We start from the raw sequence: 14012 nt of genomic DNA, 5'->3' as shown, positions 1-14012 counted from the left end.
CCGAGCGGCCTGCGCAGCGCACTGAACCGGACCGACTAGTCGTCCTCGCCGAGCAGCTCGCCACGCACCCGTCGGATGTCCTCGAGCAGTGCCCCGATGAGCACCCAGTGCCGGGAGTTCGGCCGCACCACCTCGAGCGGCGCGGTGAGCGCCGGCTCCGAGGCCTCCGCCCACGGCTCGACGTCCGGTCCGAAGGCGGCGGCGTCCGTCCGGCCGACCCCGTCCACCGGGTCGAGCCGTGTCGATTCGACCCGCGCACTGAGCGCGCGGACGTCCGCACCGATCCGTGCCACCTCGGTCGCGATGCCGTGCACCACCGGGTCGTCCCGCAGGTCCGGTGCGGTGTTGTCGCGGATCGCCCGGGTCATCCCGGTGACCCGGGTCACCAGGACGCGCAGGTGGTCGGTGGTCACCACGTCGCGGTCGAGGATCGTCCGGTGCCGGCCGCCGCGCGGGTTCATCGTCAGGGACTCGCGGGCCGACCCCAGGGACGCCTCGGCCTTGGCATGCTGCTGCCGCAGTGCCCGGGCGGCGACGAGCGCCTCGTCCCATCGCTCGCGGTCCCACCCTTCGGTCAGGCCGATCGCGATCCGCTCGAACGCCACCGCGGTGTCACGGGCGAGCCGGGCGACGGCGAGGTGTGCCGGTTCGAGCAGCACGGGCGGCACGATGAGCGCGTTCACGACCAGGGCCACGATCGCACCGATCACGGTCTCGAGGATCCGGTCGGCGGAGTAGTTCGGCGTCACGACCCCGGCGGTGAGCACGAGCATCCCGCTGATCCCGACCTGGGTGGCCGACGTCGGGGTGAGCCGGAGCGCCCAGGCGATGAGGATCGCGAGCACGATGACGAGCAACACGACGAACACGCCGTCGCCGAGCACCAGGTGGAACCCGGTGGCCAGCACGACGCCGATCACGACGCCCGCGCTCCGCTCGAGCCCCTTCACGAACGACTGGTTGATGCTCGGCTGCACCACGAGCAGGGCAGCGATCGCCGCGAAGGTGGGGAACGGCCCCTGGATGACCAGGCGGCAGAGGAGCACGGCGGCGACCACCGCGACGGCGGTCTTCACGACCTGCAGGAACGGCGTGCGACTGGAGCTGCGGAGGCGCGCGACCGGGTTCACACCGACCACGGTAGCCACCGGCCGCGCGCCGAGCCGTGCACGAACGCGACGAAACCCGCGCGACACGGTTGACTGATGTCGTGTGGCCCAACCATGAGCGCGTCATCCCGCAGGCCTTCGCCGGCTCCGGGACCTCCGTGGTGGCCGCGCGGGCGCACTCCGTCGAGCCCTCGGGCAACGGCTACCTGTACGGCTACGAGGTCGACACGGTGGACCGCAACGGCCAGCGCGCCACGGTCCTGACCTACGTCGACACCGGCGGCACCCACGACCAGAACAGCGCGATCGTCACCGATCCGGCGACGGGCGACCCGGTGTCGGTGTGGGCGTACCCGAACGATCCCGGCCTGCCGGTGCTGCCGCAGGTCACCTACCGCGACGCCGTCGCCGAGCTCCTGACCACGCTCGGCATGCCCGTCACCGACCCGGTGCTCACCGTGGCGGCGTACCGGCCCGGTAAGCGCGCGGTCGTGCGCGTCGAGGCCCCCGAACGCACCCTGTTCCTGAAGATCGTCCGTCCGCACCGGGTCGCACCGATCGTGCAGTCGCACGAGCAGTTCGTCGCGGCCGGTCTGCCCGTGCCGCGTGTGCTGTCCAGCCGTGGCGACGGCCTGCTCGTGCTCGAGCGCATCCGCGGCGTGCCCGCCGGCAGTCGCATCCTCGACATCGCCGACGACCCCCGTTTCGTGGCGTCGCTCGCCGCGCTGAGCGGCCGGGTCGCCACCGTCCCGATGACCCAGCAGGCGCGCGCCGACGCGATGGACCACGCCGACTGGCACCGTCGCACGCTCATCGCCGCCCTGCCGCGCGACGCCGAGGAGATCGACCGCCTGTACGACGCCATCGGCCGCCGCTCCATCGGCTGGTCGAGCTCGACCAAGCAGGTCGTGCACGGCGACCTGCACCTGGAACAGGTGTTCGTCGACGAGGACGAGCCGTGGCGCATCTCCGGTCTGCTCGACATCGACACCGCGGGCTGGGGCTTCCCCGTCCGTGACGTCGGCGCCGTCGTCGCCCACCTCGTGGTCACCGGGCTCTGGCACCGGTCCCGCGGGGACGCCGAGCGCGGCGCCGCCGCCGAGCGCCTCGCCGACGCGATCGCCCGCGACTGGGTCGCGCGCAACCCGCGCGAGGCCGACCGCATCGGACCCGCCATCGGCGCCCAGCTGCTCGCCCACGCCGGCGGCCAGGCGACCACCGGCTCCGCCAATGGGATCCAGACCGCCCAGCAGCTCCTCGCCGCGACGCAGGCCGCCCTGGCGGACGCGGCCCCGAGCCTCCCGACCGGTGGTTCGACCCGCCCGCGGTCCGCACCGCAGGTCTGAGACGCGACCGAGGAACGGACGGGAGGCGCGGGTCGGGCCCGCCACGGGCCTCCCGTCCGCTGTCGCGACGCGCGCGGGCAACGCGCCGGTCGCCTCTGTCGGTGGTCCGGGAGTAAACTGAGCGCGCACGCACCGCGTTCCCGCGTGCCGCGTCGATTCCGGACGCAGCCGTCGATCACTTGATCGACGCGGGGACCGGGCCGTGACCGCCCCGAGGGGGCATCACGTGCGTGTGACGACGCCGGATCCCGGCGCGGACCGTCCGAACCTGCTCCCGGCAGGTGCTCGTGTGGAACGGCTCGCGGGAGTCCACCGGACGTCCCGATGCGGGGACCGGCGATGCGGTGGGCCACGGTGGCCCGCAGCCGAACCGGAGCCGCGCCAGGCCCCGGTGCAGGACTTCCCGCCCCACGGGCGGATCGCCCCGACGTGTGGGCGGAACAGGAGGAGCGTTGGCTCGATCAGGCACCCGGCGTGCTGCCGGCGGGACGCGGACCGCGTCACGTCGCACCAGGCCGCTGGACAACGACGGCGTCATCCCCGTCCTCGCCCGCGCTGTGCGCGAGGTCGAGGCCGCGGCGCAGCGCGGACCGCTCAAGGCATCGAACCGGACGAAGTTCCAGGCGGTCGCCCTGCTCATGCGCGAAGAGCGCGCGCGGGTGAAGGCCGACACGGAGCTCACCGACGCGCAGCGCGCCGAGCAGCTCAAGCGGCTCGACGGCGTGGCCACGATCCTGGCGAAGACGGCGGCGCGCGACACCAGCGTCATCCAGCTCCTCGCCGAAGAGGTCCAGGTCTCCGAGGCGACGCGTGCGGTCAAGCGCGACATGATGATCGCTGGTGGCATGGAACTGCAGCCGGAGGACCTCGTCATCGCGTCCGAGCCCGCCGCGGTGGTCGAGACCCCGGTGCGGGCCGTCGTGCCGCAGGCGGTCGTGCAGCGCCAGCTCGCGAACCCGTTCATGCCGCCGGACTTCGCCCTCGCCGACCAGCCCGTCGCACACCCGCGTCGCCTGGCGAACTGGGAACTGTTCGGACCGCTGTTCAAGTCGTTCGAGTACGGCGCGGGCGGGGGAGCGGCGTCGATGCCGCTGCCGGAGCCCACGACGCTGCACTCGCGCTCGGGCACCACGCTCATGAAGCACCAGGCGGAACTCGTCGCCGCCGCCGCGCAGGGGCACCGCACGTTCCTGCTCGCCGACGAGCCCGGCCTGGGCAAGACCGCACAGTCGCTGCTCGCCGCAGATGCCGCGAACGCGTTCCCGCTCCTCGTCGTCGTGCCGAACGTCGTCAAGACGAACTGGGCGCGTGAAGCCGAGCGCTGGGTGCCGAACCACCGCGCCACGGTGATCCACGGGGACGGCAACGACCTCGACGGGTTCGCCGACATCGTCATCGTGAACTACGAGATCCTCGACCGGCACGCCGGGTGGCTCGGCAACTTCGGGTTCAAGGGGATGGTCGTCGACGAGGCGCACTTCATCAAGAACAAGGACTCGCAGCGCGCCCGGTTCGTGCTGCAGATCGCCGAGCGCATCCGGCAGCGCACCGCCGCGCCGCTGCTCATGGCGCTGACCGGTACCCCGCTGATCAACTCGGTCGAGGACTTCCGCACCATCTGGGAGTACCTCGGCTGGATCGACGACAAGAAGCCGCGCGCGAAGCTCATGAACGAGCTCGAGGAGATCGGCCTGACGCCGGCCGATCCCGGGTTCTTCGTCGAGGCCCGCCGTGCCGTCATCGACCAGGGCATCGTCCGACGCCGCAAGGTCGACGTCGCCGCGGACATCCCCGCACGCCGGATCGCCGACATCCCCGTCGAGCTCGACGGTGACGAGGGTCGCTCCATCCGCGACGCCGAGCGCGAGCTCACCGCGAAGCTCGTCCGCCGCTACCACCAGGCGCTCGACGCCCGCACCGGGCAGGACCCGGTCGTCGGCATCGACCACAAGCTGGTCCGCCAGGTCGCGCGCTGGGAGCTCGAGGACCAAGACGCCTCGTCGACCGGCGAGAACGTGTTCTCGATGGTCCGCCGCATCGGCCGGGCCAAGGCCCAGCTGGCGGCCGACTACGCGGCGCAGCTCGCCTCGAACGTCGGCAAGGTCGTGTTCTTCGCGAAGCACCTCGACGTGATGGACCAGGCCGAAGAGGTGTTCGCCCGTCGCGGGCTGCGCACCGCCACGATCCGCGGCGACCAGACCCCGACGCAGCGCACGGCCGAGATCGACTCGTTCGTGAACGACCCCGACGTCGCCGTCATCGTCTGCTCGCTGACCGCGGCCGGTGTCGGTCTGAACCTGCAGGTGTCGTCGAACGTCGTGCTCGCCGAGCTGTCGTGGACGAGCGCCGAGCAGACCCAGGCGATCGACCGTGTGCACCGCATCGGGCAGGAAGAGCCCGTCACCGCCTGGCGCATCATCGCCGCGCAGACGATCGACACCAAGATCGCCGAGCTCATCGACTCGAAGGCGTCCCTGGCCGCCCGCGCGCTCGACGGTTCGGACGAAGAGGTCGTCGACTCCGGTGACATCCAGCTCGACGCGATGGCTGCGCTGCTGACCGAGGCGCTCGGCGGCTAGGGCCGGCGCGCGTCCGGCGCGGCGCTGTCGCGTCCCGCACAACCAAAGTCCGTCCGAACCACGCGACCACGTGGTTCGGACGGACTTTGGTTGTTCGCCGAGGCTTCGCGCCGAGGGCCGCCGCTCAGATGCGGGACTGCACCTCGGCCAGGGACGGGTTCGTCGCCGTCGTGCCGTCGGGGAACACGAGCGTCGGCACGGTCTGGTTGCCGCCGTTGACCTCGGCGACGAGTTCGGCGGTGCCCGGGGTCTGCTCGATGTCGACCTCGGTGAAGGGCACCCCTGCCTTCGACATCTGGTTCTTCAGCCGGGCGCAGTAGCCGCACCACGTGGTGGTGAACATCGTGACGCCGCCGGCTTCGGGCGTGAACTGCTCGCGGGTGATCGTGTCGCTCATCCCTGCAGGCTAACCCGTTCTCCTGAGGGGGCTTGTGCGGCTTGTTCTACATAGGTAGTTTGAGCGCATGGAACCCATCCGGCGCGTGACCGCCTCCACGCTCGACGTGCTCGACGCACTGCTCGCCAGCGACGGGCCGACCTGGGGGCTGCTCGTCATCAAGGCCACCGGTCGCCCCGCGGGCACCGTCTACCCCATCCTCGAACGGCTCGAGCGGCAGGGGTGGATCACCTCCTCGTGGGACGACGACGCGGAGCGGTCAGGGCCACGCCGGCGGCTCTACGAGTTCACCGCGGACGGAGTCCGCGCCGCCCGAGACCTGCTCGCTGCGCGCCCGGCCGAAGCACCGGTCCGTCCGAGCCGCCCGAGCCGCCCGAGCCGCCCGACGAACCGGCCGGTGACCTCGTGAGTGCGCTCGACCACGCGCTCGTCGGCATCGCGGTCGCGGTCTCACCAGCCGCCCACCGTGATGCCCGACGCGAGCAGTGGCTCGCCGACGTGCGCGACGCCGAGCAGCTCGACCTGTCGTCGACCGCGCTCGCGCTCGGTGCCCTGACCACCGCGCTGTTCCACCGACGAGCGCCGCACCGCACCTCGTGGGGGAACACCGTGACCGCACCGCCCACCCAGCTCGATCGCATGCCGCACACCGTCCGGACCGTCCCGGTCCTGGTCGCCGTCGCGGTCGTCTCCCTGATCGCGTCCGGTGCGTGGCTCATCGTGCAACCGAACGGCGGGTACAGCAGCCGGACCGACGTCGTGCTCGCCACGGCCGGTACCTGGACCCTGGTGTTCTTCGTGCCCGGTGCGGCGATCGCGCTCGCAGCCCTCGTCCTGCGCGCTCCGTCGGGTCGCCGACGTCTCGGCGCGAGCATCGTCCTCGCCGCGGCCGTCGGTGGAGTCCTGCAGCCGCTGCTCACGCCACCGACAGACCTCCCCGTGGGCGGGCTCCCGCTGATCCTCGCGCTTGCAGGCTGGTTCGTCGCCGTCCGCGTCCGAAGCGGCGCCTGGCTCCTCCTGTTGCTCCCTGCCGTGGTCTTCGTGCTCGAGTGGAACGGGGTGCTCTTCTCGATGGTCCCGTTGCGCTGGAACCCCTTCGCGGTCACGCTGCCTCCGCTGAGTGCTGTCATCGCCGGGTACGTCGCGAGCCGGTTCTCCACAGAGCCACGCCTCGTGGTCGAACCGCAGGCCGAAGCCCTGGTAGACAAGAGCGTGTGAGCCACACGCACCTCGAGATCGAGCGCACCTACGACCTGCCCGAGGGCGGTGCCCTCCCCGACCTCGTCGGCGCGGGCGGCATCCTCCGCACCGAGCACCAGGAGCCGTTCGAACTGGACGCGACCTACTGGGACACCGAGCGGTACGACCTGGTGGCCGCACGGGTGACCGTGCGCCGCCGCACGGGCGGCCCCGACGCCGGCTGGCACATCAAGCGCTCGGAGTCGGACACGGTCCGCCACGAGCAGCAGTTCCCCCTGACCGACGACGCCGACACGGTGCCCGACGAGGTCCTCGCCGCGCTCTTCACGGAGCGTCGCGGTCGCGGGCTGCGTCCCGTCGTCCGGATCACCACCACCCGCACCGTCACCCGACTGCTCGACGAGGACGGCGACCAGATCGCCGAACTCGCCGACGACCAGGTCACCGCCCAGCGCCTCGACGACGACGCTCCGGAGACCCCGCGCACCTGGCGCGAGGTCGAGGTCGAGACCGTCGACGGCGTCGACCCGCAGATCGCCCACGAGCTGTTCGCGGCCCTCGACGGGCGCTTCGCGGCCGTCGGCGCCGGCCCCGCCGCCGTCGCGTCCAAGCTGGCACGCGGGCTGGCAGGAGCACCGGCACCGCGCCTCCAGACCGAGGAGAAGCCGGCCAAGGGCACGACCGCACGCATCCTGGCGAAGCGGGTGCGCAAGCTGCGGGTCGCGCTGCTCGGCCAGGAGGCCCGGCTCCGCTCCGGCGACACGGCCGACCTCCGGCAGGCGGCAGACACCACCCTCGAGATCGCCGCAATCCTGGGCGCCTACCGCCCGGCGTTCCCCGACGGCGAGGCCGTCGACCGCGCCGCCGAGGCGGCTGACGGCCTGGCGGGCGTCACCGCGCGTGCGGCGCTGGCCGAGTACCTGATCGACCGGCTGCCGCGGGCGTCGTCGCCGGCGCAGGACGACCTGGTCGACGCGATGACCCGTGAGCGCATCCTCGCCTCGACCCGGGAACGTCGCGACCAGGCGGTGCGGGACGTCGTTGCGTTCCTGCACGGCGAGCCGTTCCTCGAACTGCTCGACGCCCTCGACGACGCTGCCGAGCGCCCGGCGCCGACGGCATGGTCGCTCCGCGCACCGAAGCAGGTCGCGCAGGACGTCGGCGCCGAGGTGAAGCCGCGCGTGCGCGAACTCGTCCGGGCCGCCGTCGCCGACGACACCTCGGACACCGCCGCCGAGCGCGAGGCCGCCGACCGGACCACCACCGAGGCCGCGTGGCAGGAGACGATGCGCGCCCGGATGGCGATGGACGTGCTCGGCGACGACGCGTTCCCGCACGCGCTGTGGAAGCGGATCGGCACCGCGGCCGACGTGCTGACCGAACGGGTGCGGTCCCTGCACGCCCTCGACATCCTGCGGGCGAACGCGGCGATCGCGGAGCGCGGGGGTGAGGGCACGTTCGGGTACGGCGTGCTCGCGGGAGACCGGGTGCGCCTGGCCGAGGAGTCCTACGACGAGGCGGTGCACGCGCTCAACCGCGTGTGAGCGCCGCTGATCGCTTGGTGAGCAGAAGAGGTCGGGTCCCGCGTTCGGACCCGACCTCTTCTGCTCACGAAGTGCGCGGTGCGGCTCAGCCCGCGGCGATCGGGTTGGCGGTCGCGGCGGCGGGCGTCTCGTCGGCGAGCCCGAGCACGTCGAGCAGCCAGGCGAGTTCGAACGCCCGCTCCTTCCACGACGCGTAGCGACCGCTGACGCCACCGTGGCCGGCGGACATCTCGGTCTTCAGCAGCACCGGAGCGCCGACCTCGCGGAGCTTCGCGGTCCACTTCGCGGGCTCGACGTAGAGCACACGGGTGTCGTTGATCGAGGTCACAGCGAGGATCTGCGGGTACTGCACGTCGTCGCGGACGTTCTCGTACGGGGTGTACTCGCTCATGTAGCGGTAGACCTCGGCGTCGTGCAGCGGGTCGCCCCACTCGTCCCACTCGATGACGGTGAGGGGAAGGTCCGGGTCGAGGATGCTCGTCAGCGCGTCGACGAACGGCACGGCGGCCAGGATGCCGGCGAACCGCTCGGGTGCGAGGTTGGCGACCGCACCCATCAGGAGCCCGCCCGCGCTGCCGCCCTCGGCCACGAGCCGGTCGGCGCTCGTCCGGCCGGACTCGATCAGGTGCTCGGCGACCGCGACGAAGTCGGTGAACGTGTTCTTCTTCGTCAGCGTCTTGCCGTTCTCGTACCAGTGCCGGCCGAGCTCACCGCCACCACGGACGTGCGCGACGGCGAAGACGACACCGCGGTCGAGCATCGACAGGCGCATGACGCTGAAGCCGGGGTCGATTGAGTGCTCGTACGAGCCGTAGCCGTAGAGGTGCAGCGGTGCCGGGGTACCGTCCTCGACGGCGTCACGACGCCAGACGAGCGAGATCGGCACGCGGGTGCCGTCCGACGCGGTCGCCCAGTCGCGCTCCTGCACGTAGTCGGCCGGGTCGTAGCCGCCGAGCACGGGCTGGCGCTTCAGGACGGTGACCTCGCCAGTGGCCAGGTCGAGGTCGCTGACCTCGGAGGGGGTCACGAACGACGTGTACCCGATGCGGAGCGTCGGCTGCTCCCACTCCGGGTTGCCGCTGAGCCCCGCCGAGAACAGTGCTTCGTCGAAGGGGACCTCGTGCGCGTCGCCGTAGCCGTCGCCCTCGATCGGGATGATCGCGACGCGGGGGAGCGCCTCAGACCGGTACTCCAGGGCGAGGTGTCCGGCGAAGGCGTCGACCGACTCGATGCGGCGCTCAGCGTGGTGCGCCACGACGACGCGGCGGTCCCGCTCGGAGGTCGGGTCGTCGGCGGGGACGTCGACGAGCTCGAAGTTCTCGGCGCCGTCGTTGTGCAGCACCAGGAACCGGTCGCTGCCGCCGACGATGGCGTGCTCGATCTCGTACTCGACGCCCTCGCGGCGGGGCCAGACGACCTGGAACTCACCGGTCGGGTCCGCGGCGTCGAGGACGTGCGCCTCGGACGTGATCTTCGAGCCGAGCTCGATGACGATGTACTGCGAGGAGCGGGTGACACCGACACCGACCCAGTAACGGTCGTCGGGCTCCTCGAACACCAGGACGTCCTCGGACGCCGCGGTGCCGACCGTGTGGCGCCAGATCTTGTCGGGACGCCAGGACTCGTCGACCGTGGGGTAGAACACGTAGCGCCCGGCCGGGTCGAACGTGGCGCCGGCCCCGGTGTTCGGGATGGCGTCGCCGAGGTCGGTCCCCGAGGCCAGGTCGCGCACGTGCAGGGTGTACCGCTCGTCACCCTCGACGTCGATGCCGTAGACCAGGCGGGTGCCGTCGTCGCTGATGTCGTAGGTGCCGAGGGAGAAGAACTCGTGGCCGTCGGCCAGGGCGTTGCCGTCGAGGACCACCTGCTCGCCGGGGAGCGTCGACTCGCCCTCGACGACGGCGGGCGGCGTCCAGTCGTCGGGGCCGGCGACGGGCACGCGGCAGTGCACGCCGTACTGGCTGCCCTCGGCGGTGCGGGTGAAGTACCACCAGTCGCCCATGCGGACCGGTACCGAGAGGTCGGTCTCCTGCACGCGGCTCTTCACCTCGGCGAAGATGCGGTCCCGCAGCGGCGCGAGGTGCGCGGTGGCGGCGTCGGTGTGGGCGTTCTCGGCTTCGAGGTACGCCAGGGTGTCGGGGGATTCCTTGTCCCGCAGCCACTCGTAGTCGTCGACGAAGTCGATGCCGTGGTGGGTCCGTGTCACGGGCCGCTTGGCGGCGCTGGGCGGGGTGGATGCGGTGTGCTCGTTGCTCACCGTCCCACCCTATTCGCCCGCACCCCCGGTCAGGCCGCCGTGCGCTCGCGGCCGCCCACAGCGGCGTGCACCCGCTGCTCGAACGCCTCGAGCTCGGCGACCACGGCGGGTGCGACCCACGCGCGGTCACGGCGACGACCGGTGACCGGACGGAGCACTCCCGCCAGCACCAGGTCGTGCGTGACGCGCTCGACCTCGTCGGCGGTGAGCAGGGTGTCCAGGTGCGCTTCGGTCAGGACGGGGTCGTCGGCGAGTGCACGGCCGACCACGGCGTGCGGACCCGAGGCGCAGGGGCCTGCGGACCGGTCGGCGTCGTGCTCGGTGAGCAGCAGGGCGCTCAGCGTCGCCTCGTCGCACACCGTCCCGATCGCCAGGGCCAGGTCGACCACGAACCCGGTGACCCGGCCGTCGCGGTACTGCTCCAGGTGCCGGAAGTACCGCCGCCGGTCCGCCGCGAGCGCGGCGGACACCGGTGCCGTGACCGTGGTCGTCACCCCGCGTCGCCGGAGCACGGCCCCGATCAGCGCCCGCCCGATCCGACCGTTGCCGTCGGTGAACGGGTGGATCGACTCGAACTGCGCGTGGGCGATCGCGGCCTGGGCGATCGGGTGCAGGTCCACGCGGTGCACGAACGCGAACAGGTCGGCCATCAGCGGTGCCACGAGCTCGGGCGGCGGTGGCACGTGGACGGCGTCGCGGGGTGTGGCGCCGCCGCCGATCCAGTTCTGCACGTCGCGGTACCGGCCGGCGTACCGTCCGTCGACCGGGTCATCGCGCATCAGCAGGCGGTGCGCCTCGAGCAGGGAGGCTTCGGTGACGGTGCCCGAGTCCGCTCCGGACACCAGGTGCTCGACGGCTCCGCCGGCCCGGACGACCGCGGTGGCTCCCGCGTTCGCCCGGATGCCGACGAGTGCCCGCGCCAGGTCGTCGATCGACGCGGACTCGTCCTCGATGCGCGACGACGCCAGGGCGTCGGTCCGGCCGAGCACGGACCCGAGCGGTGCGAGCCGCGAGCCGTGGTGGACGTCGAGGGCGCGCAGGGCCGTGGTGCTCCGGTCGAGCAGCGCGACGGTGTCGTCGTCGGGCGTCCACCGAGCCCTCGCGATGGACGGGGGCAGCGACACCTGCACGGTGGTCACCAGCCGGTCGTCGCGGCACCCGCGGACGGTGCTCCGCCACGGTCGCCCGCTGCGTTCGTGCGTGGGCCAGGTGTCGATCCAGTGTGCCATCCCGCGACGGTAGAACCACCCGGACGCTCGACGCCAGGAATCGGTATTCCGCCCGCTCGCCGCCGCCCGCCCACGCGTACCGTTGGTGCCATGAGCAACTCCTTCGCGATCACCGGTGCCCACGTCGTCCCCGTCTCCGCCCCCGCCTTCGACGGCGGCGCGGTCGTCGTCGAGGACGGCCGGATCACCGCGATCGGTCCGGACGTCTCCCCGCCCGAGGGGATGACGGTCATCGACGCCGCGGGTTCGTGGCTCGTCCCCGGCTTCGTCGAGGCACACGGCCACGTCGGCATCCACGAGGAGGCCAACGGCGAGGCCGGCAACGACACGAACGAGATGACCGCGCCGAACATGGCCGGCGTCCGGGCGATCGACGCGATCGACATCGACGACGAGGGCTTCCGGGACGCGCTCGCCGGCGGCATCACGAGCATCGTCGTCAAGCCCGGCTCCGGCAACCCGATTGGCGGTCAGAGCGTCGCCATCAAGACCTGGGGCGGCCGCACGATCGACGAGCAGCTCATCTCCGACTCGGTGAGCGTGAAGAGCGCCCTCGGCGAGAACCCGAAGCGCGTCTACGGCGGCAAGGGCCAGACACCCTCGACCCGGCTCGGCGTCGCGAAGATCATCCGCGACGCCTTCGTCGAGGCGCAGAACTACCGGGCCGCCCGTGACGCCGCCGCCGCGAAGGACGAGCCGTTCGCCCGCGACCTGACGAAGGAGACGCTCGTCCGGGTGCTCGACGGCGAGCTCGTCTGGGACCAGCACACCCACCGCCACGACGACATCGCCACCGCGATCCGCCTGTCCGAGGAGTTCGGCTACCGGCTCGTCGTGAACCACGGCACCGAGGCGCACAAGATCGCCGACGTGCTGGCCGCCAAGGACATCCCGGTCATCTACGGCCCGCTGTTCACCAGCCGCTCGAAGGTCGAGCTCCGCGACCGCGGCATCCCGAACCTCGCCGCCATCGCGGCGGCGGGGGTGCGGGTCGCCATCACGACGGACGCGCCGGTCGTGCCGATCAACATGCTCGTCGACCAGGCGACCGCCGCCGTGAAGGAGGGCCTGCCCGCCCAGACCGCACTCGAGGCGCTCACGATCAACCCGGCCGAGTTCCTCGGGTTCGGGGACCGCGTCGGTCGACTGGCCGAGGGCTACGACGCCGACCTCGTGCTCTGGGACGGCGACCCGCTCGACGCGACCAGCCGCGCGACGCGCGTCTGGATCGACGGCAAGTCCGTCTTCACGTGGGCCGACGGAGCCGGCGTCACCACGCCGCGCTGGTAGCGAGCACGACACACAACTGGAGGCGCGGTGCCAGCTGGCACCGCGCCTCCAGTCCGTCGTGGACCCACGCCCATTTCGCGGTGCGCGACACCTCGCGCGCGCGCCGCCCCGTGACGTGTCGCTCAGCGCGAAACGCCCGCGGCACACGCGCCGGGGGCGCCGCGTGCTCAGACCTCGCGCGCCAGCAGGAAGTCGTTGATGCGGGTCGTGAGCTCGGCGTCGATCGGCCGCGCGTCGCCGTTCACCGAACGGATCGGGGCAGCCTGCCGCACGCTCGACACGAGCCAGAGCGCGTCCGCCGCCGCCAGATCGGCGAGCGTGACGAGTTCGTAGGCGGTCTCGATGCCCTCCTGCTCGGCGAAGCGGAACACGTCGGCCTGCGTCGTGCCGGCCAGGATCCCGATGTCGGTGCGGGGCGTGACGAGCCGGTCGCCGACCTTCATGATCAGGTTGGCGCGCGTGCCTTCGAGCACGTAGCCGTCGCTCGAGACGAACAGGGCGTCGTCGGCGCCGCGGCGGACGGCCTCGCGCAGGGCGGCCATGTTGACGCCGTACGACAGCGTCTTCGCGCCCTGCAGCAGCCATGGCGAGGTGCGCTCGACGTCGTGCCGGTACCCGCGGTCCAGGACGACGACGGAGATTCCCTCGGTGCGTGCGGCCGTGGAGTCGCCCGACGGTGCGGCGTAGACCCACCCGGTCGGGCGGTCGGTGCCCTCGACGCCGCGGGTCAGGACGGTCTTGGCGAAGGCCTCGCGCACCGGGTCGAGGCGGGCGCAGACGGCCTCGATGGCCTGGCGCCAGGCCTCCGGGTCCGGGGCGGGCAGGTCGAGCATCGCGGCGGAGCGGCCGAAGCGGGCGAGGTGCGCCTCGAGGGCCTGGGGCCGACCGTCGATCACCGTGATCGTCTCGAACACGCCGTCGCCGCGCGTCACGCCGAGGTCCTGCACCTGGACGTGCTCCTCGAGCGGCTTCGCCCAGGTGAAGGCGTCGGCCGCGGGGTCGTGCGGCGCGGCGTCGCGGGAGGGCTGGTTGAGGACGGCGAGCACGGTTTCGGTCATGCA

At 72.3% G+C, this 14012-nt stretch carries 11 protein-coding genes; 6 read left to right on the top strand and 5 right to left on the bottom strand.

The annotated features are described in order from the left end of the window. Positions 1 to 35: 35 nt before the first annotated feature. Positions 36 to 1130: an FUSC family protein gene (locus BIU89_RS05280; RefSeq protein WP_083404185.1), complete on the bottom strand. Its 1095-nt coding sequence runs from the start codon at positions 1128 to 1130 to the stop codon at positions 36 to 38. Positions 1131 to 1210: 80 nt separating this feature from the next. On the opposite strand from BIU89_RS05280, the gene BIU89_RS05275 reads away from it, so the two are divergent. Further along, the gene (locus tag BIU89_RS05275) at positions 1211 to 2455 is read left to right on the top strand and encodes a phosphotransferase enzyme family protein (protein WP_071245022.1); all 1245 of its coding nucleotides are present in this window, start codon (positions 1211 to 1213) and stop codon (positions 2453 to 2455) included. A gap of 452 nt (positions 2456 to 2907) precedes the next feature. After that, the gene (locus BIU89_RS05270; protein ID WP_071245021.1) at positions 2908 to 5034 is read left to right on the top strand and encodes a DEAD/DEAH box helicase; all 2127 of its coding nucleotides are present in this window, start codon (positions 2908 to 2910) and stop codon (positions 5032 to 5034) included. A gap of 124 nt (positions 5035 to 5158) precedes the next feature. On the opposite strand, the gene BIU89_RS05265 is transcribed toward BIU89_RS05270, so the two are convergent. Next, entirely contained in the window at positions 5159 to 5431 is a 273-nt protein-coding gene (locus tag BIU89_RS05265; protein WP_027464730.1) for a mycoredoxin, read from the bottom strand. Between the two features lie 67 nt (positions 5432 to 5498). Here BIU89_RS05265 and BIU89_RS05260 point away from each other — a divergent pair, with 67 nt between their 5' ends. The 3 genes from BIU89_RS05260 to BIU89_RS05250 are packed head-to-tail and all read left to right on the top strand — an operon-like array spanning position 5499 to position 8175. Next, the gene (locus tag BIU89_RS05260) at positions 5499 to 5840 is read left to right on the top strand and encodes a PadR family transcriptional regulator (RefSeq protein WP_071245020.1); all 342 of its coding nucleotides are present in this window, start codon (positions 5499 to 5501) and stop codon (positions 5838 to 5840) included. Continuing rightward, positions 5837 to 6649, top strand: a complete 813-nt coding sequence (locus BIU89_RS18395) for a hypothetical protein (protein WP_071245019.1) — start codon at positions 5837 to 5839, stop codon at positions 6647 to 6649. The genes BIU89_RS05260 and BIU89_RS18395 overlap by 4 nt, the downstream gene beginning before the upstream one ends. Further along, complete coding sequence (locus BIU89_RS05250) at positions 6646 to 8175, top strand: CYTH domain-containing protein (RefSeq protein ID WP_071245018.1); 1530 nt, start codon at positions 6646 to 6648, stop codon at positions 8173 to 8175. The genes BIU89_RS18395 and BIU89_RS05250 overlap by 4 nt, the downstream gene beginning before the upstream one ends. A gap of 85 nt (positions 8176 to 8260) precedes the next feature. Here BIU89_RS05250 and BIU89_RS05245 read toward each other — a convergent pair whose 3' ends face one another. Together BIU89_RS05245 and BIU89_RS05240 are read right to left on the bottom strand one after the other, a co-directional pair. After that, entirely contained in the window at positions 8261 to 10432 is a 2172-nt protein-coding gene (locus BIU89_RS05245) for a S9 family peptidase (RefSeq protein ID WP_071245017.1), read from the bottom strand. Positions 10433 to 10461: 29 nt separating this feature from the next. Continuing rightward, complete coding sequence (locus BIU89_RS05240; protein ID WP_083404175.1) at positions 10462 to 11661, bottom strand: Fic family protein; 1200 nt, start codon at positions 11659 to 11661, stop codon at positions 10462 to 10464. A 90-nt stretch (positions 11662 to 11751) separates the two neighbouring features. Between BIU89_RS05240 and BIU89_RS05235 the strand changes: the two genes are divergently transcribed. After that, complete coding sequence (locus BIU89_RS05235) at positions 11752 to 12951, top strand: amidohydrolase (RefSeq protein WP_071245016.1); 1200 nt, start codon at positions 11752 to 11754, stop codon at positions 12949 to 12951. A gap of 167 nt (positions 12952 to 13118) precedes the next feature. Here BIU89_RS05235 and BIU89_RS05230 read toward each other — a convergent pair whose 3' ends face one another. Beyond that, positions 13119 to 14009, bottom strand: coding sequence for an aminodeoxychorismate lyase (locus tag BIU89_RS05230; RefSeq protein ID WP_027464735.1), 891 nt, complete (start codon positions 14007 to 14009; stop codon positions 13119 to 13121). Between the last annotated feature and the right edge of the window lie 3 nt (positions 14010 to 14012).

The organism is Curtobacterium sp. MCBA15_005 (assembly GCF_001864855.1).
GTDB lineage: Bacteria > Actinomycetota > Actinomycetes > Actinomycetales > Microbacteriaceae > Curtobacterium > Curtobacterium flaccumfaciens.
Note: the sequence above shows the minus strand (reverse complement) of the source record. Positions and strands in the feature narration are given on the sequence as shown.